Below are 22961 nucleotides of genomic sequence, written 5' to 3' on the forward strand. Positions count from 1 at the left end.
AAGCGGCCTAAAAGGGCGCTTGCTTTGTGCTCTTGTATTACTCAATAGCATTAATGGGATACTTTAATTCGCTCTATTAAATCAGTATTAGCAACCTTGTTGTTTATGGCAAAATCGAGCTGTACAAGTACATCATTAAACCCTGCCTCAGAGATTTTATATTCCCACTTCGCCAGCGCTTCTTTAGCTGATTTATCAAAAATGCCCGATGGCTTTGATTGAATGACACTAATATTTTTTGTTCTGCCATTGGCAGCAATATCGTATTTTAACACCACTGAGCCACTAATACCTTGTTGGGCGGCTTTAGTAGGGTAGCGTGGCTCAATGCGAATTATGGGTGAAATATGATCTTGTTTGGCACCTTGTGCTTGCGGTTGCTTTGCAATAGCGAGGGCACTTAACATAGTTGCGGCCACAAGCAGTATGCCACCTTTGGCAAGGCGAGAGTGAGTGCCACTGTGCTTTATATTGGTAAGTCGTTGTAACATGGTTTTTTTATCTCCGTAGTGTGAATAAGCCATTAGACCAGCGGGCGTTGTTGCCGCGCAGTTAACTAAGGCTTTGCTGTATAAAATGTGTTGGTGTGTGGTTTTATTCGCAAGTACCCGTTCATCACAAGTCAGCTCTTGTAAGCGCCTACAACTTGCGTACGCCATCCAAGCGAGCGGATTAAACCATAATAAAATAGTAGCCAGTAACAGCAGGGCATTTATTAAGTTATCTTTGCGTTTTATGTGCACAGTTTCATGCTCTAAAATAAGCGCTAAAGAGGCTTTATCAAATTGGGTCTTGTAATTGCTGGGCAGTACAAGCTTACTTTTAAATATACCCACCACCATTGGTGTGGCTGCATATTGACTGGCATAGGTTTTAATACCAGTGGCAAGACTGTGCTCTAGGTGCGTTAGTTCAGTTAGCTGCAGGCTTTTAACAAAACGTGTATGTGTAATAAAACTGGCTATTAATAACCCCATAGTAATAAGTACATACATGAGTGCCCAGCTAATCCCCATTTCATGAGAAAAGGGCTGGTTAGGGGTAATTAAGTAATGGCTAATATTGCTATTTTGCAGTGGTTTTATCGCATTGGGTAAATTAGCAATAACTAATCCTGCAGGTACTAACCACGCTAACTTGTATACAAACCGCGCGCCAAGGGTTTTTAAACCAAATCGCTCGAGTAAAATAAATCCACAAAACAAAATACTTAATAATAGTTGCTGTTCAATCAACCAATTAAATCCAGTTTGAATAACCATGTTAATCCCTTACTTTTGGTTTTTTTCCCACTCATCAATGACTTTTTTAAGCTCATTTATGTCTTGCTGAGAAAGCTGCTCCGATTTAGCAAACCCGCTTACCAGCGGCGCTATGCGGCCACTAAAAAAGCGCTCTATAAAGTTTTGGCTTTCTTTTAGGGTGTAGTCGGCGCGCTCCATACAGGGAGTATAAATATATTGGCGACCGTCCTTTTCAAAGGTCAGTGCGCCTTTTTTAACTAATCGACCTAGAAGGGTTTTAATGGTTTTTTCGTGCCATTGTTTGTCATCGCTTAAACGCTCAATAATTTGGCTGGCGGTTGCTGGGTAATTAATCCAAAGTGCATCAAGCACGTCGAATTCTGCTTTTGATAACTCAATCATTTTTATTGCCTACAAATGTAATCTTTAAGTTAAGACTACACCTGTAATCTGTTTTTGCAAGGTTATTTTTTAACTTTTTATAGGTAATTAAGCGACTAGGTATTAGATATTTGAAATATCTGTTTTATTAATTTGTATGTAGTGGTTTTCAGGGAGGTTTAGTTGCGAGAGGGCGAGTTCGCTAAATTGCACTCTAAATAAATCAATCACTTTAAAGCCGCAGTAATGCGCCATTTTACGTATTTGCCTGTTAAGGCCTTGTTTTAAAATAATACTAAATTGGTTGTCAGCTATTTTAGTGACTTCACACAGTAAGGTTACTTGTTTATCGATAGGGATTCCTGCGGCCATTTTTTCACAAAACGCGTTATCAATAGGCTTATCTACCGTGACTAAATAACGTTTAGGCTGGTGGAAGTCTGGGTGAATAAGTTGATTACAAAAACCACCGTCGTTGGTCAAAACCAGCAAGCCACGAGAGTCTTTATCTAATCGGCCAATGGGGTAAACCCGGGTGAGGGTGGGTAAATGGTGAATTAGGCTGGCAGGGTCATTTTCATTTAATTTGCAATCAATACCTACAGGTTTGTGGTACGCAAAATAAACCAAATCGGCTGGCCCTTTAACTGCTTGGCCATTAACTACTACGTCGTCTTGCTCATTAACGTGATCTATGTGATTAGCAGGGCGATTATTGACCATTACTACCCCGTCATCTATTAAGCGCGATGCTTGTTTTCGTGAGCACACACCAGCGTGAGCAATGTATTTAGCGAGTCGAATTTTATTGCTCATAAGCTTAAAAGGCAGTGATGTAATAATTTGATCGCGATTATAGCAAAGGTGCGTATCTATAAGGTTACTTTTTATTAAAAGGCGATTGTTATGGGTATGAAATTTTCTGAGCTAAAAAAGCACGAACCATTACAAAAAGTGGTGGCGCACTCCCTTGAAATGGCGCTCTATCAGGTGTCTGTCATTGTAAATAACGTAGAGTATTACGTTACTGAAGAGAATGGCGAATTTGTAAAAGCGCTCAGTCCGCTGCATATTCAAAAGCGGTTTGAAAACATAGCTTACGCCGAAATGGTGCTGCGACACACTAGTGCCTACGATGAAATGTGCGGCCAACCCGAAAAAACAACAAGTAATTTGCTTGAAGTACCTTATGGAAAAAACAACCTGTTTTGATAGAGCTAGTTTGCTAGTATCTGCTCTTTTAAGGGCGGCACTTGTATCAATTACAAGCAGATAATACCGATGCGTTAAATTTAGCGCTTCGCACAAAAATGGTTGAATTTAATGCTCAGCATTTTGATGCGCAAAGAGTGCCATTAGGTTATAAATTTGTAGATGAAAAAGGCAACCTAATTGCGGGTGTGAGTGGTTCCGTATTTGGTAATTGGCTAATGATTAACTGGCTTTGGTGTAGCGATACTGCTCGGGGCAAGGGGTTAGCTGGCAAACTTTTAAATGCGCTTGAGCTTGCAGCTGTTGAGCTTGGTGCCAACATTGCACAGCTCGACACGCTTGATTTTCAGGCCAAGCCATTTTATGAAAAACGCGGATATGTGGTTAAGTATCAGCTTAACAACTACCCGCATTCTGGTACGCGTTATTTTATGGAAAAAACGCTTTAATTGAGCTGTTTAATATTACTTTGCTTTTAGCGGTTCACCATCAAAGCTCAGGCCTAAAAATGGCGTCGTTTCTGGCGCTAACATAAATGTACGAATGTTCATGTGGTCATCGCCTTTAGGGTTTTGTAGTACGTCTTCGTGGTAATACTTACCAAAGCAATTTAATGTATTGTGTTTACTTAAATCGTTTAATTTGGCAAATGCAAAAATTTTGCAAGACCCGTTGTTTTCACTTGCTGAGCTAAGTAAGCCGTGGTTATTAAATCCACACGCAGTAAAATCGTAATTAGCTTCTATCACCGCCATGGTATCGCTAAATTGTATGCTTTTAGGGTTGATTGCAAGTTGCTGTAAAAAATCGTTTAGGGTCATGCTCTTTCCTTCATTTTTAACTATTTAACCTGAACTTTGGTTAAGAGATTTATTAACCTATTGAATCAAAGGTGATATCTATGTTTATTTTCTCTAGCCAGAGATTTACAGTGAAAACAAGGCGAAATTACGCGCCAATAGCTAGCCTATTGCAAGTAAACTCAACGTAGTTAGCGCTGGAAACAGCTGCTTGAGATAGATTTATTATCCAGAGTTCAGGTTATTTAGCACTCAACTCTAACTCATCTGTTTGCTGATTTATATTAAATTTATATCTAGATAAAAAGTTCATTCCCAACAAACCTTGGCCGCGGATGTTTTCAATACCGAGCACTTCAAAACCGTAAATAATTTGCATCCCTACTTTAAACGACTCAATTTGGTAGCGCTTTACGCTAATTTGCCCATTCGCCGTGTTTACGGTTACATCGCCTAAATAAAGTGGCCTGGGTGAAAGCTGCTCGATTATGTCGCTTGATAGCGAGGTAACACTTGCGCCAGTATCTAGCATTAGTTCTGTTTGGATTGATTCATTTAGCTCGGCGTTAATTGTGTAATGTGCGCCGTAGGGGGTAAGCGTAATAAAGTCATCTTGTGATTGAGCTTTATCTATCATTGCTTGTAAATCAGCGACTTCGTTTTGTAAAGGGTGTTGTGATGGCATACGCTCAATAGTTGTTAAGGCGCTAATAAAGTCTTCGAGCTGATAATAAGCATGCGCGAGTGCGTATAAAAAATGACTGTTATCGTTTTGATAGTCGAGCCAAATTTGAGTTTGTTCAATAATTGTTTGCCAGTTTTGTTGCTCACTTAAACTATGGAGCTCGTTTTTAGTCAGATTTTCCAACTGCGCATTTGCAGCGCTTTGCTGTTGCTCATTTAACAACGGGTATAGTTCAAATAAGGCAATAATTGCATTTTGTATTTGCCCTCTATTTATTAAGTAATCGACCTGCAATGTAAGTAGCTCTGTATTGTAAGGGTCTTGATCTAATAGTGCGTTTAACAATGACTCGCTAAGAAATAAGTTAGTATTTAGCCATGTTTTTAATTGCAAGAGCCACGAAGCGTAAAGAGTGCGAGCTAGGGTGGGCGAGTGTTGCTTTAGTTGCTGATATGTCTTTAGCGCATCGCCAAATTTGTGTAGCTTAAATTGCTGTTGAGCTTGATTGAGTAGATTACTTTTTGGCGTTTTAACTAGGTCTGCAGGTTTGGTATTTTGTGCGCTTACCGTGGGCTGTTTTTCTGGCCACAATAAATAAGCGTTTAGGCTAATAGAGCCTATTAATAGCAAGGTGATTAGCTTGGTATAATGGCTCATTGCAACCTCTTAGTTGTATTTAGGCTATTTGATAAAATGCGCTAAGGCATGAATATTCGCAATTTCAACATCGGCAAGGCCTTTGTAGTTATAATTCGCGCCTTGGTCGTTTAACCAAACCGATTGGCAGCCAGCATTATTAGCACCTTGTACGTCGGTATCTAGGCTATCGCCAATGTGTAAAATTTCACTTTTAGCCACGTTTAAGTGCACGGCGGCTTTATCAAACAGTGTAGCGTGGGGCTTGGCTTTACCGTGCATGCCGGCTTGCAATACTAGCGCAAATTTATCGCGTAAATTAAAGCGTTCTATTTCCACATTACCATTGGTTATTGCAACCAGCGTAAAGTGCTGGGCTAAGTTATCTAGCAGCTTTAGTACGTCGTCGGTTACCACTATTTTGCTGCGGGCATCGGCAAAGGCGTTATAGGCTGCATCGGCATGATGCTCTACTTCTTGATCGCTTAAATCTAGCTTTGAAAGGGCTAGGCGTAGCGTATGTTGGCGCCATTTAGTTACATTATCAGCAAGCTCTGGTAACTGTATTACGGCCTCGTTGCGACATTGTTGCCAGTATTTTGGGCCTTGTTTTAAGTAGCTAGGAAGCGCGTTTAAATAATCTTGCTGCGCTTTAACTGCGGCTTTTATTATTGGGTGGTTGTTATATAGGGTGTCGTCTAAATCAAAGCTCATAACAGAAAAAGGGCGAAGAGCACGATTAAATCGAATCATAATTACATTCCTAATCGGTTTGTTTTTTAGCGCGCGGATGGGTGTTGTCGTACACTTTGGCTAAATGCTGAAAATCTAAATGTGTATACACTTGCGTAGCCGACAAACTACTGTGCCCTAATAGTTCTTGTACAGCGCGTAAATCGCCAGATGATTCTAAAATATGAGAGGCAAACGAGTGGCGAAGTTTATGCGGGTGCACTTGTGAGCTAATACCTTGTTTTATTCCCCACTCTTGCATGCGTAAGCGAACTTGGCGAACCGAAATACGGTTTTTTTTACTGCTTAAAAACACCGCCATTTCGTCAGGCTTTGCAAATTGCCCCCGTATATTGAGCCAATTTTTTAACGCTTTGAGCGCTTTACTACCTACGGGAATGAGACGTTCTTTGTTACCTTTACCTTTGACTAATATTTCACCATTGGCAGTGTTTATATCGTGTAAGTTGGTGCCAACTAACTCGCTGATGCGTAACCCTGATGAATACATAAGCTCCATCATGGCCTTATCTCGTATGGCTAATGGGTCGTCATCGCTAATCTCCAGTAGGCTTGCCATCTGATCAACGTCGAGATTTTTAGGTAAAGGCTTCGAAAATTTAGGGCCTTTAATACCCTGCGCTGGGTTATGATAATGCGCGTGGTGCGCAACGTTTTTGGCTTTTAAAAATTTATACAAACTACGAATGCAGCTTAATTTTAAACTAATGGTGCGTCCGCTTAATTGCTTTGTGCGAAGTGCCATGCTGTAGCGGCGAATATGCTCCCCTTGTACGCCAAACCAGTCGTCACATAATTTACTAAAATACAGGGCGGCAAAGTTTAGTTGGCTAACATACTGATTTACAGTGTGCTCTGAGTACTGTCTTTCGTACTTTAAATAGTCACTAAATAAATGAATGGGGTTACGCCAATGCTCACTTAATTGTTCAGTGTTAGGCGTCTCGTCGCTCATGCCAATTCCAATAGCCTAAGTTGCAATGCATGCACAAAATCAAGCACAAACAGGTTATCTTGTGCAGGCTCAAAATGGTTTTCATCATGGCTGCCAAAGGCCAATATAGCAACGGGTTTTTCAACGCAGCCAATTAAGTAAATAGCAGAAGATTGCGTGTTTTCGCAAAATAATAGCTCACGCTCTTGCTGATTAACGCGTCCTAAGTAGTGCCCAAACTGGCTAAGGCGGTGCTCAATAAGTTCATCAAAAGTGTTGTTATATTTAACCAACCTACACTCGCTAATGTGTGGGCTGGTACAAATAATATTGCGCAAATTTGCGGCAAGCGTATTAAAGTCGTAATTTGTCCATAGTTGACGATGGCACTGGCTAAACAAGCGATACACTAGCTCATTTTGCGTCGCGTGTTGGCTCATACTCTGTATTTGATTTTTTAACTGAGTATTGTGCTCGCGTAACTGGCGCTGTTGTATATGTACAAGCGAGGTAGCCCCTTGCGCTTTGTGGTGTAACTCAAGTTGTGCAAGCAGCTCTGGCTGCTCTAATAAAAAATCAGGGTGGCGCGCTAAATACTCAGCAACGCGTTCTTTTGTTAGTTCGCTCATAAAGCAACTTGCCCATCGAATACATGCTCGGCAGGGCCGGTCATACGAACAGGGTGCCCTTCGCCGCTCCAACGCACTTGTAATGTGCCACCGGGTAAATCAACTTGTACTGTGGTGTTAAGTTTGCTCTGAATGTGACCAATAACCATTGCTGCGCAGGCGCCCGTACCACACGCTAAGGTTTCACTAACGCCGCGCTCCCAGACTCTTAACTTAATATGATCTTGCGAGACCACTTGCATAAAGCCAATATTGGCACGATTTGGAAAGCGTTCGTGGTTTTCAAGTAGTGGGCCAAGCACCTCAACTTGTGCGGTTGCTATATCGTCAACTTCTAGCACGCAATGTGGGTTACCCATAGACACGGCGCCACTAAACACAGTGTGTTCTTGCGCTCTTATTATATAAGTGAGTTCTCGCTTGCTGGCTTTAAGCGGGATTTTAGCAGGCTCAAAATTAGGGTGGCCCATGTTAACCGTCACTTGGCCGTCTTTTTCTATGTATAGCGTAAGGTTGCCTGACTTGGTCGAAACACTAATTTTGTGCTTGTTAGTTAAGCCTTTCATACGCACAAAGCGGGCAAAACAGCGTGCGCCATTTCCGCATTGTTCTACTTCATTGCCATCGGCATTAAATATACGGTAATGGAAGTCGAGATCAGGGGAATAAGGGGCTTCGACCATAAGTAATTGGTCAAAGCCAATACCAAAGTGGCGATCAGCCAGTTTTTTTATTTGATCGCGAGACAAAAATACATTTTGTGTAATGTTATCAATTACAACAAAGTCGTTGCCTAAGCCGTGCATTTTGGAAAAATTAACTAACATAGCGCTCTAATTCGGGTTTGCTCTGCGCTAATCATGCCACAGAGCAGCGCCTTAACAAAAACGTTTATGGTAAAATTTTCTCACCTTGATAAAGGCTCTCGATGGTTTCGCGTTGGCGAATAAGGTGGTGTTGCTCACCATCTACCATTATTTCGGCCACGCGTGGACGAGAGTTGTAGTTTGAACTCATGGTAAAACCATAGGCACCGGCACTTCGCTGCGCCAATAAGTCACCTTGTTTAAGGGCTAGTTCACGGTCTTTTCCTAAAAAGTCGCCGGTTTCACACACAGGTCCTACAATATCAAAGTTATGAGTTGGGGTGTCATCATCGCGCACCGATACCGGAATAATTTTTTGCCATGCCTGATAAAGCGAAGGGCGAAGCATGTCGTTCATCCCCGCATCGACAATGGCAAAAAATTTATCTTGGTTTTGCTTAATAAACTCAACCTGCGTTACTAAAATGCCAGCGTTAGCGGCTATCGCGCGCCCAGGCTCAAAAATAAGTTCAAGGTGTTTGTAATTGGCTAGGCGCTCGGTAACTTGCGCAGCATATTCACTTGGGTGAGGCGGCTGTTCATCATTGTAAGGAACGCCTAACCCACCGCCAATATCTAAATGAGTAAGCTCAATACCATTTGCTTTAAGCTCATCTATTAATGCCATTAGTTTATCAAGTGCTTCTAAAAAAGGTTTAACCTCAGTTAATTGCGAGCCTATGTGGCAATCTACACCGGTGACTTTTAGACCAGGTAAAGACGCCGCATGCTGATAAACGCTCACAGCCGTTTGAATATTGATACCAAACTTGTTTTCTTTTAAACCGGTAGAAATATACGGGTGTGTTTTGGCATCTATATCAGGGTTTACACGAATAGAAATAGGGGCTTCTAAATTTAACTCGCACGCCACCTCTGATATACGCTCAAGCTCTGAGACCGACTCAACGTTAAAACATTTAATACCTAGTTTCAGTGCATACGCTATTTCGTCAGCGGTTTTAGCTACACCTGAAAACACCACTTTACTGGCATCACCGCCGGCTTTTATTACACGTGCCAGCTCGCCCTTCGATACGATGTCAAACCCTGAACCTAAACGCGCTAATATATTTAATACTGCAATATTAGAATTGGCTTTGACTGCATAGCACACTAGGCTTTTATGGTTTTTAGTGGCATTTGCAAAAGCTAAAAAATGGCGCTCAAATGTAGCACGCGAGTAAACATAACAAGGCGTACCGTATTGCTGAGCAATAGCGGCGACACTGACGTCTTCTGCAAATAATTGGTTGTTTTGGTAGTTAAAGTAATCCATTTATTGCTCCTGCGCTTGCTCTGTATTGGTTTTTTTTACAGGCGTTGACTGTGCCGTATTAGGGGGTGTGTTTTGCTCAGTTTGCTGCTCTGGTAAATACAAAGGCCCACTTTGGCCGCAGCCAGCTAATGCACTTAGCAGTAAAGTACTTATAAATAGTCGTTTTAATTGTAAGGTATGTGTCGCTTTCATTAGATTAATACGGTTGCTGGCTTTATAATCGCAGAGTAACAGAATATCTAAAAAATGCAGCTATTCGCGGATGATTTTATTCCTGTTACACTAGCTGTATATAAACCGTACCCAATATTACGCAGCTCGCCTGCAAAGGAAAATTACAATGACTGAAAGTGAATATCACCAATTAGCCGAAGCGCTTATGTACACAATTGAAGAGCAAGTTGATGATTGTGAAGCAGATTTAGATTATGAGTCGGCAGAAGGTATTTTAGAAATAATTTTCCCTGATAAAAGTAAAATTGTAATTAATAAACAGGCGCCTTTGCATCAAGTATGGGTTGCAACTAAATTTAATGGCCACCATTTTGAAATGCGTGATGGGCAATGGATTGATAACCGCTCAGGTGCAGAGTTTTGGGAGTTTATGAACCAAGCGTCTACTCGCCAAGCTGGCCAAGAGATTAAGTGGCAATCAAGCTTATGAGTTTAGAGTTTGCACAATACCCAGCGCAAGGTGAGCACAAAGCCACTGTGATTTGGTTACATGGTTTAGGTGACTCTGGCGATGGCTTTGCTCCGGTTGCACCGCAACTTAATCTACCCAGTGAGCTTGGCATACGATTTATTTTTCCGCATGCGCCTATTCAACCGGTCACCATAAATGGTGGCATGGAAATGCGCTCGTGGTACGACATTAAATCTATAGAATTAGACAAACGTGCCGATGAACAAGGCGTGAGAGATTCAGCCGAAAAAGTGCAAGCCCTGATCAATCAAGAAATAGAAAATGGTATACCTGCCAATAAAATTATTTTGGCGGGCTTTTCGCAAGGGGGCGTGGTGTCTTTACATTTAGCGCCGCGATTTGAGCATAAATTGGCAGGTGTTATGGCGCTGTCTACTTATATGTGCGTGCCTGAAAAGCTAGCGCAAGAAGCAAAGCATACTGATTTAAATGTATTTATGGCGCATGGTAGTCAAGATAATGTAGTGCCGCATAGTGCGGGTAGAAGTGCGTTTGAAGTATTAACAGCACATAACATGGATGTAAGCTGGCAAGAATACCCTATGGCTCATCAGGTTTGCGCAGAAGAACTGCAAGCTATTCGCCAATGGTTAATTGCCCGTTTAAGCTAATTTGGAACCGCTGAGGTCAATATGAGTCAAAAAATAGTTATTAAAGCAAATGTAAAACGCGAACCACAAAATAGTGTACCTAATGTAAGCTACGAGTGGCATTGGCGTCGTATTGCGAGTGTTTCTATGTTGGTAGCAATGACCTCGGCAGCGGTTGTGTATGGCTTAACGAGTTCGGTAAATGCCGATCAGGGCGAGCAGCCGAAAGAGCAATCGCCTTATTTACATTTAAGCGAAGGCGCCGCAGATAATGTTGAGCCTGCTGTGCGTGTAAATGATGAGCAAATGCACCCAAACGAGCCTACATTAGCGAATGATATAGCAGATGTTGCGCCAGCGGTGCTTGAGGATGAAAGCGTTAATAATGATACTTTATTAGCGCAAAGCAATCACGAGCAAACGGATATAGAGCCAATTGCTAACGTTCAAAGCAATCAAGTTTCTGTTATTGAGCAATCAGATGCCGAACTCGCTGAGCCTATCGCTAATCGGCCGCTTACAAACACCCAGTTAAGCGCATCACCCAATGAACAGCTCCCAGATATTAAAAACGACGACGGCTCGCTAACTAGCAGTGAAGGTTTTTCATCTACGGCGCACATTGCAAGCGTTGCGTTAGGTGCACAAATTGATACAGGTAAAATTAGCCGTGCAGTACTTACTCGCAAAGTAAGTAAGCGCGAGCCCACTAATGTATTTGCTGCAGATATCCGTTTAAATCAGTTTGAAGAGTCGCTCTCGTTTTTTAGTGAGCTTAAAAACCTACAAGGCCAACAAGTAAAGCATGTATGGTCTTATGAGGGTGAAACCATGGCTGAGATTTCGCTTAATGTTACCTCGCCGCGCTACAGAACGTACTCGACCAAAAATATTATGAATACACAAACAGGCCATTGGCGTGTAGATGTTGTTGATGAGCAAGGTAATTTAATTGCTCAAAAAGAATTTAGAATTTTAGCTAATTAAGCGTGGCTATTAGCTGTAACTATTTGGATACCCCTATGACAGAAAAAACAAAGTTAGTACGCATTGCAACTCGTAAAAGTGCTTTAGCGCTTTGGCAGGCTGAATTTGTAAAAGCACAGCTTGAGCATTTTCATGCTGATGTATGCGTAGAATTAGTCCCTATGTCTACCCAAGGGGATATTATTTTAGATACACCGCTTGCTAAGATTGGTGGTAAAGGCTTGTTTGTTAAAGAGCTTGAGCAAGCCATGTTAGATGGCCGTGCCGATATTGCTGTCCATTCAATGAAAGATGTACCCGTTGAGTTTCCAGAAGGTTTAGCACTGCACACAATTTGTGAGCGTGAAGACCCGCGCGACGCGTTTGTATCAAATAACTATACTAATTTAAGCGAATTACCCCAAGGTGCTGTGGTGGGGACTTCTAGCCTTCGTCGCCAGTGCCAAATTAGAGCTCTGCGCCCTGATTTAGTCATTAAAGACTTACGTGGTAATGTAAATACCCGTTTAGCAAAACTAGATGATGGCCAGTATGATGCAATTATTTTAGCCGCAGCTGGGCTGCTTCGTTTAAAAATGGATGACCGTATTGCTGATTATATTGAGCCTGAGGTGTCGCTTCCTGCTAACGGACAAGGTGCTGTGGGTATTGAGTGTCGTATTGATGATGAAGTAACAAAAGCCTTACTTGCCCCGCTTGAGCATACCCAAACACGTATACGTGTAAATGCAGAGCGCGCGATGAACCGCCATTTAGAAGGTGGCTGCCAGGTACCAATTGGCGCGTATGCATTAGTTGATGGTGACCAAGTGCATTTACGCGGACTAGTTGGTGCAGTAGATGGTAGTGAAATTTTGCATGACGAAGTAACCGGTCATATAAATGATGCAGAAGCAATTGGTGTTGAGCTTGCTAAAAGGTTATTAGCGCAAGGCGCCGACAAAATATTAGCAGAAGTATATAGAGACGCATAAATGACACATATCCTGATAACTCGGCCCGAAGGAAAAGGCGCAGCCCTTGCTCAGCAACTTGAGCAAGCGGGTTATCAGGCGTCATTGTTTCCTGTTTTAAAAATATCCTACCTTACGCCTTCCTCTACCGAGCTAAGCCCGTTAATTAATGCCGATAAAATTATTTTTATCTCTCAAGATGCCGTTACTGCATTAGCGCAATTAAAGCCTACAATAAATACTAAAGCACAATATTATGCAGTAGGGCAGCAAACTGCTGATACTGTTTATGAAGTGTTTGGTGTACGAGCTGCACTACCCAAGCAGCATGACTCAGAAGGGCTATTAGCGCTTAAGTCTTTAGCTGAGGTGGAAGGCAGTAATATTGTATTAGTAAAAGGCCAAGCAGGGCGCCCAGATATTGCCAAAACCTTAAAGGAGCGTGGGGCTTTTTTAAATAATTGTGTGGTATACAAACGTGAGCCAATAAGCGCTGAAAAAACCAACTGGACAGACCACTGGCAAAGCCTGAAAGTACAAGGTATAGTCATAACCAGTAATGCAGCAGTAGATGCAATATTTAATAACCTAACTGAACAACAATTACAGTGGTTACAACAGTGCCGATTTTATGTTGCTAGCGAGCGTATAGCCGCTTATTTACAACAGCAACAGGTAAGCTCGGCTAATATACACATTGCCGCAGGGGCAAGCGATACCGCTATGTTTTCCTGCATAAAACAGCAAGGTAGCAAGATGAGCGAACAGTCAAAGCCAGTTACGGCAGATAATAAAACCCCAGCTAAAACAGCTGCGCCTTCAAATAAAAAAGAGCCTGCACATGCAACGGGTACGACCAATAAAAAGCAAAAAATAAGTAAAATAGCGGTTCTTGCGCTTGTTATTTCTCTTATTGTTGCCTGTGGTGTGGGGTATGAGTTTTACCAAAAACTCAATGCAGGTAAAGCCCAAAATGTAGCTGTTAATGAACTAAAAGAAGAAAACGCGTTATTGTCACAAGAGTTACAGGCGCTCAAGTCTGCGCAATCTAATCTTCAGCAAGCATTGTTCAATAGTGAGCAAAAAGTGGCAGCTGCGCTTAATGAAAGTGCAGAGAGTAACCAGCAACAATTAAAAGCTGCATTGCAACAAGCTCAGCAGCAAGGCGCTTCACTAAACCCGCAAGAAGTAACCAGCTTACAACGTATGGCTGAGTTTAAACTGTGGGCTGAAAAAGATTACCAAGGTGCTAGCGCTGTACTTAAACGCTTAGATGCCTTATTGAGTGAACACCCAGGTACTGTTGCAGTTCGCCAGGCAATAACACAAGACATTCAAACACTAGATAGCTTAAAACCTATCCCAACAGAAGCCATTTACTTAAAACTTAATAGCGTGTTATCAAACATAGATAACCTTGCATTTAATGCTGTTAACATACCGCAAGAAGCAACAGAAATTGAAAAAAATGCCTTGAGTGAAGATGTAAGCGATTGGCAGCAAAACCTAAGTAATAGCTGGAATAAGCTAGTTGATAGCTTTATTACTATTCGTCAGCACGAAGGGGTTGCTATAGAGCCACTGCTAACCGATCAGGAGCGCCACTTAATTAATCAACGTATTAAATTAAATGTGACGCAAGCTCAAGATGCATTAATGAGCAAGCAGGCGAGCATTTATTTTAGTGCCATAAGTGAGGCAAAGCGCCTTGTTAATGAGTACTTTAAGCAAGATGACGAGGCAACAAAAGTGGTTATAAACGCACTAACTAGCCTAGAAAAAGAGCCATTAAACTTTAACCCTGAAGTAAACTTACAAAGTACACAGCAGGTTAAGGAGTGGGCGCAATGATAGGGCTTATAGTATTAATTGTTGCGATTGTTTTAGTTTTAGCGATTACGCCATTTGTACTGGATGAAAAAGGCTATGTGCTGATCTCGTTTAACAACACCACGATTGAAGGCACGATTGTATCGTTTTGTATTATGGCGGTAATTAGTGCAACTATTTTGTTTTTAACTTACAAATTAGTGCGCTATTTATTGTCGATTTATCATAATACTAAACATGGGTTTTTTGCGCGTAGCGAAGAGCGAAAGCAAGCAGCAATAGAGCAAGCCTTATGGAGTGCAATAAACGATGATTACGAGCTTGTAGAGCAAACGTTATCAGGTAATAGTGTACCCAGTAAGTTTGAAGATATTCGCTTAGCGCTATTAGCAAAGGCGGCGCTTGCTAATAATGAAGCCGATAAAGCATTAGAGCGCTTATTTGAAATTAGCCCAGAGCAGCAGCTTAACGTAGCTAAGCTTTGGATAGCCAGTGGCGATAGCAGTGCAATAGAATCGCAAATGCGCGCTAACGCAGATTCAAAAAAAGCGACACCACTTGAGCTTAAACTATACGCCGAAATACTCGTACAACAACAGCACTTTAGTGCGCTTGAAGACTTTTTACCGCGTTTACTTCGCAAAAAAGTCCTTAACGATACGCAGTGGACGCAGCTGTTTAATGCCTATTTTAATGCACATAGCGATAAAATCACTGAAAAATATAAACAACTTCCTAAAAAGCTACAAGCTCATGCTAATACAGCTTATTTAATGCAAATGGCTAAAGTAAGCCAGTTAAGTGCGATTGAAAGTGACTTAATTAAAATGGTGAAGCATGACGAGCAGCATGCCTTACTTGCCAATATATTAAGTAACGCCACCTCGGCAGAGGCTGTAAAGCTTCAAAGTAGTATTCAAGAGCGCCTGAAAAAAGATGGTGCAAACAACGCATTATTACTCTCGCTTGCGTGTTTAGCTAATGCCCAAGGCGATTATGAGTTAGCCGCAAAAGTTTTTGATAAAGCCTTGAATATCGAAAACAAAAAGCAATTTGCTCAGCAAGCAGCGCTTAGCTATAAAAATACCGCACAAGCCGATAAAGCACTCGTTTTGTATCAATAAAGGCTACACTTATACTTTTGCAGCTTTGATATTCGGGAGCATTGGGTTGAAACACTTTTTCATTGTCACTGTAAGTTTAGCGTGCGCTTACTTTTTTACCGGATATTTTAGCAACTTATTATTGGCAATCGATGGTTATGCCGTAGCTGTGTGGCCGCCTTCGGGAATTGCGCTTGCTGGCTTTTTAATTTGGGGCAGAAAGAGCTTACTAGGTATTGTTTTAGGGGCTTTTTTCACTAACCTCATTCATTTAGAAAACGCCTCAGCGATATTTCAGTTAAGTGTATTTATGCATGCTGCGGCTGTTACCTTGGCTGCTACTTTACAAGCATGGGTAGGTAGCCAATTGGTCACTAAAGTGATTAAAGCACCGCTTGATTTATCTTCTTTAAAACACTGTATTCAAAGCCTCGTTGTTGCCGGCCCATTGTGCTGTGTTATAGCTGCAGGTGTAGGCACCAGCTTATTAATTTTTAATGGCGTTATTGTGTCTCAAGCGGGTTGGGATACGTTTATAGCGTGGTGGATAGGCGATAGTATTGGAGTGCTTGTTTTTACTCCGCTTATGCTAGCTGCATTTAACTATTCACAAGTAAATTATCGCCTACAAGTTATACTGCCCTCACTGTTAATTTATATGGTTATAAGTATTAGCTTTTATGGCGCGGCCAGTGTAAAAAAAGAAAAAAACATTCAAAAAGAAGAGCTTAAAATATTAGCCACGCAAGATGCTATCAACAATAAAATTAACGAAATAACAGCACACCTCGCCTTACTGGCAACCTTTTTTTCTAGTAGTGACGATGTGAGCTTTACTGAATTTAAGCAATTTACGTCTAAGCAGCTTAGTTACAGCGAAGAAATTTTAGCATTTGAGTGGGTGCCCTACCTACCTAGCGAAAACCTAGCTCAGTATATAGAAGCTAATAACAAAACAGAGCTGGCTCAATATAGCTTAAAAGAAAGAGCAAAAGATGGCAGTTGGCAGGCCGCCCCCCTACGAGACTTTTATTACCCCGTGCAATATGCATATCCTTTATCGGGAAATGAAGATGTAATTGGCTTTGATCTTGCCTCCAATGAGGTTAGGCGTTCTGCGTTAATAAAAGCGAAGGTGTTAAATGAGTTGGTGATCAGTGAACCAATAAATTTAGTACAAAACGAAGCTGAGCGCGGCGTGCTGTTTTTTCATCCGGTGTTTGGCAACAATATTACAGAAGATGATTTTAAAGGTTTTGTAGTAGCGGTTGTGAGCTTAGAGAGGCTATCAAACGCGGTGTTATTTGAGCAAAACAACCGTGTTGCGGTGAGCTTTACAGACACCACGACAGAAAATAATGCCCAGCCTATTTTTATTGCCGATCATCAGCAACTATTGCCGTTAAAAGACTATAAATTATTGGTTGGTAAGCGGGTATGGCAGGTGGAGCTACACCAGTCAATGCAGCGCGAGTCATGGTTAGTTTATTGGCTTGCGCAAATAGCCGGTATGTTATTTGTTTGGCTGCTTATTACCTTTTTAATATCGGTAACGGGTACCAATATTCGTATACGTGAGCAGGTAGCAAAACAAACTAAAATTTTACGCTTAGAAAAGCAAAAGGCCGATGAAGCCAATGAAATAAAAAGCCAGTTTTTAGCAAATATGAGCCACGAAGTTCGCACCCCTATTAATGGCATTAAAGGGCTGCATTATTTAGCCCTACAGCAAAACGATTGGCAGCAGGCACGCAGTTATATTGAGCAAGCCGATGGGGCACTGGGCGTATTGCTTAGAGTGTTAAATGACGTGCTTGATTTTTCTAAAATGGAAGCCGGCAAACTTGATTTAATTCAAGAGCCAATTGATGTAGGCACACTCAGTGAAGAAGTGGCCAATTTACTGCAATTTGATATTGATGCCAAGTCGCTAGAGTTTATGCTTGATTACGATAAATCTAGCAACTTGGTTATCAACACCGACCCAATACGCTTAAAGCAAGTTTTGCTAAATCTAATCAATAATGCCATTAAATTTACAGCCAAAGGCAGCATTACACTTAAGGTGTGGCAGTCTAAAAAAATGACCTACTTTAGCGTTAATGATACCGGCATTGGAATCAGTAAAGAGGCGCAAAAACAGCTCTTTAAACCATTTGCACAAGCAGATAGCTCTACCTCGCGTCAATATGGCGGCACCGGGTTAGGTTTAAGTATATGCAAGAAGCTTGTGGAGTTGATGGGCGGAGAAATTGATTTAATAAGCCATGAGGGGCATGGCTCTACATTTACTTTTAGCTTACCGATTTATTCGCCGTTGCCAAAGGCTGAGCAAATAAAGCAACAATATGATGAAATAGATGTTAGTACGCTTTCTTTTGCAGATTATAAATTATTACTTGTTGAAGATAACCCATTAAATCAGCACGTCGCGAGTGCTATTTTAAAAACCAAAGGGTGTATTGCTGATATTGCCAATGATGGCTTTGAGGCGATTGAAAAACTGACAGAGCATACCTACGACATTGTGCTTATGGATATACAAATGCCAAAAATGGATGGCCTTGAAGCCACACGAGTTATTCGTAATGAGCTTGGTTTGTTTGACCTACCTATCATAGGCTTATCTGCTAATGCTCACGATGACGATGTTAAAAAAGCAGTGGCCAGCGGTATGGATAACTATATTACTAAACCTATTGAAGCAAATACTTTATTTAAAACACTCTGGCATCACCTAGCGCATCAAAATAAGTGAACAAAAACCTAATTTTGTTCACTTTTTGAGTAAAAAGCAGACATATGACCGCTAATATTTACTTTAACTGCTCTACACTTGAAAAATAACTGTACCTGCGTATCATGCGCGCAATTTTAACCTAACCGAGTCGCTATTATGATAAATAAAAAATTACCTCTGCTAGATATTCATCGCCACTTAGATGGCAATGTACGTGCGCAAACCATACTAGAACTTGGTCAACAGTTTAATATTACGCTACCCGCTGATAACGTAGAGGCGCTTATCCCTCACGTGCAAGTCATTGATCCTGAACCTGATTTAATGGCATTTTTGCAAAAGCTCGACTGGGGGGTCACGGTACTGGGCGATTACGACGCCTGTAGACGCATTGCCGTTGAAAACATAGAAGATGCGCAAGCCCAAGGACTTGATTATGTAGAGCTTCGCTTCAGCCCGTATTATATGGCACAAAGCCAAGGTTTACACCCGCAAGGGGTGGTGGAGGCCGTGGTTGACGGTATAAAATCGGCTACTCAAGGCGCCAATATTAAAGCAAACTTAATTGGTATTATGTCGCGTACTTACGGTGTTAAAACCTGCCAGCAGGAGCTTGACGCATTACTTGCCTTTAAAAATGATTTAGTGGCGATTGATTTAGCCGGAGATGAAATTGGTTTTCCGGGCGAGCTTTTTATCGAGCAATTTAAGCAAGTAAGAGACGCATACCTAGCCGCTACCATCCATGCCGGTGAAGCGCTCGGCGCTGCAAGTATCTGGCAAGCCATTAATGAATTAGGTGCAAGCCGTATAGGTCATGGGGTAAAAGCAATCGAAGACCCTAAACTAATGGACTATCTGCGCGATAACCGCATTGGTATTGAGTCGTGCTTAACCAGCAATATTCAAACCAGTACTGTAAACGATTTAGCTAAACACCCCCTTAAACAGTTTTTAGATCACGGTATTTTAGCATGTATTAATACCGACGATCCCGCTGTAGAGGGGATTGAGATTGAGCATGAGTACGTAGTGGCTGCGCCAAAGGCAGGCTTAACTCAAGCCGATATGCAAAAGGCACAAGCAAATGCCCTAGAAATTGCATTTTTAAGCGACAGCGATAAAGCCGCGTTAACCGCGCTTGCTGCAGCACGTTAAACACGCTTAATACAAAAAATGCCGCTTATTTGCGGCATTTTTTATGTTAGCTTACTTTTGTTTGGCAGCTCACGTAATTATCAAAAAGTGCCTTTAGTATATCGCTTCGGCCAATGAGGCCTATTACGGTATCCCCCTCAACGACGGGGTAGTTTTTAGGCTTTCCAGTTTTCATTTGCTCAGCAAGCTCGATTATATTGGTGTCGGCATTAACGGTTACAACCTCTGTTTGCATAAGCTGTGAAACTTTTACAACACCATCGCAAAAGTAGCTGCTTTGCATTAACGGCTTTAAAAGCTCTTGCTCAGATATAAAACCAACCAATGATTTATTGTCGTCAAATACGGGCGCACCTAGTAACTTAAACTTTTGTAGTTCACTAATCGCGGTGGTCATTTCAGTATTTGGGGTAATGTGTGGCAACTTGCGTTGCATAAAATCTTTTACTTTTGTATTTAACATTTGGGTCTCTCCCGCTGATGTTCTATACAAAGTATGGTTTATAGATAGGAATTTAGGAAATTGTTTATACTGATTAAAGTAATAGGTTATACCAATTAGTAGCTTAAATTTGATAGAAATAATAAAGGCGCCAAGGGCGCCTTTGTAATAAGAATAAAAATTTATTTTATAAACGCGAATGCATCTGCATACATGTTTTCGCGAACAGCACCGTGAGCAATAAAGTCATCACGAACAATGCCAATCATGTCAAAGCGACCAGCCATGTATATGTCGTACGGTTCTAGCGACACAATATCTTGCATTACTGCTTTGTGTACAAACCCAGTATGACCTTGCCAATTAGCAGATGGGTTTTCTACAACAGGAATAAATTTAAAGTGCTCGTTACTTTCTGCCCATGCTTGCATTTCGCTGTGAGCATATAAGGCTGACTCTTCTTTAACACCCCAGTAAAATAATACCGGGCGGTCGCAGTTAATTTCAGCTAAATGATCAGCCATTGATTTTGCGTAAGAAAACCCCGTGCCGCCAGCCAATAAAATAATAGGGCGCTGACATTGTAAACGTAGTTGCGACACACCAAGGCCGGCTTCAATATCAACCAGCGTGTTATTTTGATGCGCATTACGCAAATGCTCAAGTGATTGCATTGCGTACGAATCGGCTTTAGATGCGCCAATATGAAGCTCTATTTCATCACATTGCGATGGACGGCTTGCAATTGAAAATGCGCGCTTGTCTTTTTCACCAAGTACAAGTTGCATGTACTGGCCAGCTTCAAACGTAACAGGTTGTTGAGGCTTTAAAATTACTTTATGAACAAATTCTGTAAGTGGGCTGATGGCAACAACTTCAGCTTTTAATGTTTGCATTTTTTACCTTTTAGCAGCGTTTACGCAGATATGCAGTTAAGTGGGGCAATATTAACATACCTGCGGGGTTATTTTATAGCCTGTTTATATTCAGTAGGCGTGCTTAAAGTATATCGAGACTCTGCCAAATTTCGTCAACACGTTCTTTTGTTGCTTTATCCATAACTATTGGCTCGCCCCATTCGCGGTCGGTCTCACCTGGCCATTTATTGGTTGCATCCATGCCCATTTTGGAGCCAAGCCCAGATACAGGCGAGGCAAAATCGAGATAATCTATTGGCGTGTTTTCAATTAATGTGGTGTCGCGTGCAGGGTCCATACGGGTAGTGATGGCCCAAATAACATCGTTCCAGTCACGAGCATTTACATCATCATCGCAAACAATAACAAACTTAGTATACATAAACTGACGTAAAAACGACCATACGCCCATCATTACGCGCTTAGCATGGCCTGGGTATTGTTTTTTCATGGTTACCACGGCCATACGGTAAGAGCAGCCTTCGGGTGGCAAGTAAAAGTCGACGATTTCTGGAAACTGCTTTTGCAATATAGGCACAAACACTTCATTTAATGCCACGCCTAAAATTGCCGGCTCATCAGGCGGACGACCAGTAAATGTACTGTGATAAATTGGGTTTTTACGGTGAGTTAAATGGGTTACTGTCATTACAGGAAAATCATCAACTTCGTTGTAATAACCAGTGTGGTCACCATAGGGTCCTTCGGGCGCCATTTCGCCTGGCATAATGTAGCCTTCAAGTACTATTTCGGCACTGGCAGGAACTTGTAAGTTATTTGAAATAGACTTTACAACTTCCGTTTTACTACCACGCAGCAAGCCCGCAAAAGCATATTCGCTTAACGTGTCTGGCACAGGTGTAACGGCACCTAAAATAGTGGCAGGATCAGCCCCTAATGCAACCGAAACTGGATATGGTTCGCCGGGGTTTTCTTTGCACCATTCTTGAAAATCGAGCGCGCCACCGCGATGCGATAACCAACGCATAATTATTTTATTTTTACCTAATAGCTGCTGGCGGTAAATACCCAAATTTTGGCGCTTTTTATAAGGCCCTTTGGTAACGGTTAAACCCCAAGTGATAAGGGGAGCGGCATCGCCAGGCCAGCAATGCTGTATTGGTAACTTAGTTAAATCTACATCGTCACCTTCTAAAACAATCTGTTGGCATGGTGCTTTTTTAACTTCTTTAGCCGGCATATTGAGTACTTGTTTAAATACCGGAATTTGCCCTAGTGCTTCTTTAATCCCTTTTGGTGGCTCAGGCTCTTTTAAAAAAGCGAGTAGCTTGCCAACTTCACGCAGCTCGCTTACATCTTCTTGACCCATGCCCATAGCAACGCGCTTAGGTGTACCAAATAAGTTTGCAAGTACAGGCATACTGTGACCTTTTGGGTTTTCGAACAATAATGCTGGGCCTTTAGCACGTAATGTACGGTCAGCTATTTCGGTCATTTCAAGATACGGGTCGATTTCTTGAGTAATACGTTTAAGTTCGCCTTTTTTTTCAAGCAAATCGATAAAATCACGTAAATCTTTATATTTCATGGTAGGCCGCTACTAAGCAAAAAGTGAAAGTATTATACCCAACTAAACAACAAATGCATGTGTAGTTGTTAAGGGTCTGATAGTGTAAAAACAGGTTATTTATTACGAGGAGAAAAAAGAAAAAGTTTAAATCGCGAAGGACAAAATTATAAAGCGTCTGCTTGTTGTTGGCAGTGGTATTTATTACCTGAAACAATCAACATCGCTTCATCGGCTTTAGACCAAAATAACACTCGCTCATTAATATACTTTACCCCTGATGCGCTAGGCTCTTTATTAAGTGTATATGTTTGCTGATTTAAAGTAAGTGTTGCCCGCGCTCCTTGGTGGGCTAATTCTACTACGCGATCGTTGCATAAATAGTGGGTACTTTTAGGCTCATCACTACAGGCTGATAAAATCAGCATGCTTGTAAAAATAACCACTAATGCTCTCATTAATACCCCCTAAGTAAGTTTGCCATTGATAAAAATCAGTGCGTCCAATCAGCATAACAAAGCAAAATTAACCGTTGGTGAAAATTACGGATTAAGCTATGTTGATAGGATTATTTTTTAGCTAGGAAGC

At 41.5% G+C, this 22961-nt stretch carries 25 protein-coding genes; 10 read left to right on the forward strand and 15 right to left on the reverse strand.

Annotation, left to right across the window (positions count from 1 at the left end; genetic code table 11):
• Positions 1-50 precede the first annotated feature (50 nt).
• From AN391_RS13445 to AN391_RS13455, 3 genes are all read right to left on the reverse strand, one after another.
• Positions 51-1262, reverse strand: coding sequence for a TonB family protein (locus AN391_RS13445; protein ID WP_055015875.1), 1212 nt, complete (start codon positions 1260-1262; stop codon positions 51-53).
• A gap of 9 nt (positions 1263-1271) precedes the next feature.
• Positions 1272-1646: a BlaI/MecI/CopY family transcriptional regulator gene (locus AN391_RS13450; RefSeq protein WP_055015876.1), complete on the reverse strand. Its 375-nt coding sequence runs from the start codon at positions 1644-1646 to the stop codon at positions 1272-1274.
• Positions 1647-1748: 102 nt separating this feature from the next.
• A complete protein-coding gene (locus tag AN391_RS13455; RefSeq protein WP_055015877.1) occupies positions 1749-2441 on the reverse strand; it encodes a pseudouridine synthase in 693 nt (230 codons plus the stop codon).
• Positions 2442-2531: 90 nt separating this feature from the next.
• Here AN391_RS13455 and AN391_RS13460 point away from each other — a divergent pair, with 90 nt between their 5' ends.
• Positions 2532-2837: a DUF6482 family protein gene (locus AN391_RS13460; protein ID WP_055015878.1), complete on the forward strand. Its 306-nt coding sequence runs from the start codon at positions 2532-2534 to the stop codon at positions 2835-2837.
• A gap of 41 nt (positions 2838-2878) precedes the next feature.
• Positions 2879-3286 carry a GNAT family N-acetyltransferase gene (locus AN391_RS13465; RefSeq protein WP_055015879.1) on the forward strand — a complete coding sequence of 136 codons (408 nt, stop codon included), beginning with the start codon at positions 2879-2881 and terminating at the stop codon, positions 3284-3286.
• Positions 3287-3301: 15 nt separating this feature from the next.
• Here the strand turns inward: AN391_RS13465 and AN391_RS13470 are convergent, their stop codons facing one another.
• From AN391_RS13470 to lptM, 8 genes are all read right to left on the reverse strand, one after another.
• A complete protein-coding gene (locus AN391_RS13470; RefSeq protein ID WP_055015880.1) occupies positions 3302-3658 on the reverse strand; it encodes a HopJ type III effector protein in 357 nt (118 codons plus the stop codon).
• 220 nt (positions 3659-3878) lie between these two features.
• Positions 3879-4979, reverse strand: a complete 1101-nt coding sequence (locus tag AN391_RS13475; protein ID WP_055015881.1) for a retropepsin-like aspartic protease — start codon at positions 4977-4979, stop codon at positions 3879-3881.
• A gap of 24 nt (positions 4980-5003) precedes the next feature.
• Positions 5004-5711, reverse strand: coding sequence for an HAD-IA family hydrolase (locus AN391_RS13480; RefSeq protein WP_055015882.1), 708 nt, complete (start codon positions 5709-5711; stop codon positions 5004-5006).
• 10 nt (positions 5712-5721) lie between these two features.
• On the reverse strand, positions 5722-6666 hold the full coding sequence (locus AN391_RS13485) for a tyrosine recombinase XerC (RefSeq protein ID WP_055015883.1): 945 nt from the start codon (positions 6664-6666) through the stop codon (positions 5722-5724).
• Positions 6663-7274, reverse strand: coding sequence for a DUF484 family protein (locus tag AN391_RS13490; protein ID WP_055015884.1), 612 nt, complete (start codon positions 7272-7274; stop codon positions 6663-6665). Before AN391_RS13490 ends, AN391_RS13485 begins: the two co-directional genes overlap by 4 nt.
• Positions 7271-8101, reverse strand: coding sequence for a diaminopimelate epimerase (dapF, locus tag AN391_RS13495; RefSeq protein ID WP_004588980.1), 831 nt, complete (start codon positions 8099-8101; stop codon positions 7271-7273). The genes AN391_RS13490 and dapF overlap by 4 nt, the downstream gene beginning before the upstream one ends.
• A 64-nt stretch (positions 8102-8165) precedes the next feature.
• Positions 8166-9419, reverse strand: coding sequence for a diaminopimelate decarboxylase (gene lysA / locus AN391_RS13500; RefSeq protein WP_055015885.1), 1254 nt, complete (start codon positions 9417-9419; stop codon positions 8166-8168).
• A complete protein-coding gene (gene lptM, locus AN391_RS13505) occupies positions 9420-9611 on the reverse strand; it encodes an LPS translocon maturation chaperone LptM (RefSeq protein ID WP_055015886.1) in 192 nt (63 codons plus the stop codon). It abuts the gene before it with no gap.
• Positions 9612-9759: 148 nt separating this feature from the next.
• Between lptM and cyaY the strand changes: the two genes are divergently transcribed.
• The 8 genes from cyaY (at position 9760) to add (ending at position 19486) form a co-directional block, all read left to right on the forward strand.
• A complete protein-coding gene (gene cyaY, locus AN391_RS13510; RefSeq protein ID WP_055015887.1) occupies positions 9760-10083 on the forward strand; it encodes an iron donor protein CyaY in 324 nt (107 codons plus the stop codon).
• Positions 10080-10736, forward strand: coding sequence for an alpha/beta hydrolase (locus AN391_RS13515; RefSeq protein ID WP_004588976.1), 657 nt, complete (start codon positions 10080-10082; stop codon positions 10734-10736). The genes cyaY and AN391_RS13515 overlap by 4 nt, the downstream gene beginning before the upstream one ends.
• 21 nt (positions 10737-10757) lie before the next feature.
• Entirely contained in the window at positions 10758-11702 is a 945-nt protein-coding gene (locus tag AN391_RS13520; protein WP_055015888.1) for a DUF2914 domain-containing protein, read from the forward strand.
• Between the two features lie 35 nt (positions 11703-11737).
• Positions 11738-12676 (forward strand): hydroxymethylbilane synthase, encoded by a 939-nt coding sequence (hemC, locus tag AN391_RS13525; protein ID WP_055015910.1) that lies wholly within the window; start codon positions 11738-11740, stop codon positions 12674-12676.
• Positions 12677-14506 carry a uroporphyrinogen-III synthase gene (locus AN391_RS13530; RefSeq protein ID WP_055015889.1) on the forward strand — a complete coding sequence of 610 codons (1830 nt, stop codon included), beginning with the start codon at positions 12677-12679 and terminating at the stop codon, positions 14504-14506. It abuts the gene before it with no gap.
• Positions 14503-15609, forward strand: a complete 1107-nt coding sequence (locus tag AN391_RS13535; protein WP_055015890.1) for a heme biosynthesis HemY N-terminal domain-containing protein — start codon at positions 14503-14505, stop codon at positions 15607-15609. Before AN391_RS13530 ends, AN391_RS13535 begins: the two co-directional genes overlap by 4 nt.
• 46 nt (positions 15610-15655) lie before the next feature.
• Positions 15656-18346, forward strand: a complete 2691-nt coding sequence (locus AN391_RS13540; protein ID WP_055015891.1) for a CHASE domain-containing protein — start codon at positions 15656-15658, stop codon at positions 18344-18346.
• A 138-nt stretch (positions 18347-18484) separates the two neighbouring features.
• Positions 18485-19486 carry an adenosine deaminase gene (gene add, locus AN391_RS13545; protein ID WP_055015892.1) on the forward strand — a complete coding sequence of 334 codons (1002 nt, stop codon included), beginning with the start codon at positions 18485-18487 and terminating at the stop codon, positions 19484-19486.
• A gap of 46 nt (positions 19487-19532) precedes the next feature.
• On the opposite strand, the gene AN391_RS13550 is transcribed toward add, so the two are convergent.
• From AN391_RS13550 to AN391_RS13565, 4 genes are all read right to left on the reverse strand, one after another.
• On the reverse strand, positions 19533-19949 hold the full coding sequence (locus AN391_RS13550) for a CBS domain-containing protein (RefSeq protein WP_055015893.1): 417 nt from the start codon (positions 19947-19949) through the stop codon (positions 19533-19535).
• 161 nt (positions 19950-20110) lie between these two features.
• On the reverse strand, positions 20111-20824 hold the full coding sequence (gene fre / locus AN391_RS13555; RefSeq protein ID WP_055015894.1) for an NAD(P)H-flavin reductase: 714 nt from the start codon (positions 20822-20824) through the stop codon (positions 20111-20113).
• A gap of 103 nt (positions 20825-20927) precedes the next feature.
• A complete protein-coding gene (ubiD, locus tag AN391_RS13560) occupies positions 20928-22394 on the reverse strand; it encodes a 4-hydroxy-3-polyprenylbenzoate decarboxylase (RefSeq protein WP_055015895.1) in 1467 nt (488 codons plus the stop codon).
• 146 nt (positions 22395-22540) lie between these two features.
• A complete protein-coding gene (locus AN391_RS13565; protein WP_055015896.1) occupies positions 22541-22831 on the reverse strand; it encodes an MliC family protein in 291 nt (96 codons plus the stop codon).
• Positions 22832-22961: the final 130 nt, after the last annotated feature.

Source organism: Pseudoalteromonas sp. P1-13-1a (genome assembly GCF_001401875.1).
GTDB lineage: Bacteria > Pseudomonadota > Gammaproteobacteria > Enterobacterales > Alteromonadaceae > Pseudoalteromonas.

What these genes read in the sequence shown, in the direction of transcription:
- AN391_RS13445 (WP_055015875.1), bottom strand. Translation starts at nt 1,262, where the DNA reads ATGGTTATTCAAACTGGATTTAATTGGTTGATTGAACAGCAACTATTA.
- AN391_RS13450 (WP_055015876.1), bottom strand. Translation starts at nt 1,646, where the DNA reads ATGATTGAGTTATCAAAAGCAGAATTCGACGTGCTTGATGCACTTTGG.
- AN391_RS13455 (WP_055015877.1), bottom strand. Translation starts at nt 2,441, where the DNA reads ATGAGCAATAAAATTCGACTCGCTAAATACATTGCTCACGCTGGTGTG.
- AN391_RS13460 (WP_055015878.1), top strand. Translation starts at nt 2,532, where the DNA reads ATGGGTATGAAATTTTCTGAGCTAAAAAAGCACGAACCATTACAAAAA.
- AN391_RS13470 (WP_055015880.1), bottom strand. Translation starts at nt 3,658, where the DNA reads ATGACCCTAAACGATTTTTTACAGCAACTTGCAATCAACCCTAAAAGC.
- AN391_RS13475 (WP_055015881.1), bottom strand. Translation starts at nt 4,979, where the DNA reads ATGAGCCATTATACCAAGCTAATCACCTTGCTATTAATAGGCTCTATT.
- AN391_RS13480 (WP_055015882.1), bottom strand. Translation starts at nt 5,711, where the DNA reads ATGATTCGATTTAATCGTGCTCTTCGCCCTTTTTCTGTTATGAGCTTT.
- AN391_RS13485 (WP_055015883.1), bottom strand. Translation starts at nt 6,666, where the DNA reads ATGAGCGACGAGACGCCTAACACTGAACAATTAAGTGAGCATTGGCGT.
- AN391_RS13490 (WP_055015884.1), bottom strand. Translation starts at nt 7,274, where the DNA reads ATGAGCGAACTAACAAAAGAACGCGTTGCTGAGTATTTAGCGCGCCAC.
- dapF (WP_004588980.1), bottom strand. Translation starts at nt 8,101, where the DNA reads ATGTTAGTTAATTTTTCCAAAATGCACGGCTTAGGCAACGACTTTGTT.
- lysA (WP_055015885.1), bottom strand. Translation starts at nt 9,419, where the DNA reads ATGGATTACTTTAACTACCAAAACAACCAATTATTTGCAGAAGACGTC.
- lptM (WP_055015886.1), bottom strand. Translation starts at nt 9,611, where the DNA reads ATGAAAGCGACACATACCTTACAATTAAAACGACTATTTATAAGTACT.
- cyaY (WP_055015887.1), top strand. Translation starts at nt 9,760, where the DNA reads ATGACTGAAAGTGAATATCACCAATTAGCCGAAGCGCTTATGTACACA.
- AN391_RS13515 (WP_004588976.1), top strand. Translation starts at nt 10,080, where the DNA reads ATGAGTTTAGAGTTTGCACAATACCCAGCGCAAGGTGAGCACAAAGCC.
- AN391_RS13520 (WP_055015888.1), top strand. Translation starts at nt 10,758, where the DNA reads ATGAGTCAAAAAATAGTTATTAAAGCAAATGTAAAACGCGAACCACAA.
- hemC (WP_055015910.1), top strand. Translation starts at nt 11,738, where the DNA reads ATGACAGAAAAAACAAAGTTAGTACGCATTGCAACTCGTAAAAGTGCT.
- AN391_RS13530 (WP_055015889.1), top strand. Translation starts at nt 12,677, where the DNA reads ATGACACATATCCTGATAACTCGGCCCGAAGGAAAAGGCGCAGCCCTT.
- AN391_RS13535 (WP_055015890.1), top strand. Translation starts at nt 14,503, where the DNA reads ATGATAGGGCTTATAGTATTAATTGTTGCGATTGTTTTAGTTTTAGCG.
- add (WP_055015892.1), top strand. Translation starts at nt 18,485, where the DNA reads ATGATAAATAAAAAATTACCTCTGCTAGATATTCATCGCCACTTAGAT.
- AN391_RS13550 (WP_055015893.1), bottom strand. Translation starts at nt 19,949, where the DNA reads ATGTTAAATACAAAAGTAAAAGATTTTATGCAACGCAAGTTGCCACAC.
- fre (WP_055015894.1), bottom strand. Translation starts at nt 20,824, where the DNA reads ATGCAAACATTAAAAGCTGAAGTTGTTGCCATCAGCCCACTTACAGAA.
- ubiD (WP_055015895.1), bottom strand. Translation starts at nt 22,394, where the DNA reads ATGAAATATAAAGATTTACGTGATTTTATCGATTTGCTTGAAAAAAAA.
- AN391_RS13565 (WP_055015896.1), bottom strand. Translation starts at nt 22,831, where the DNA reads ATGAGAGCATTAGTGGTTATTTTTACAAGCATGCTGATTTTATCAGCC.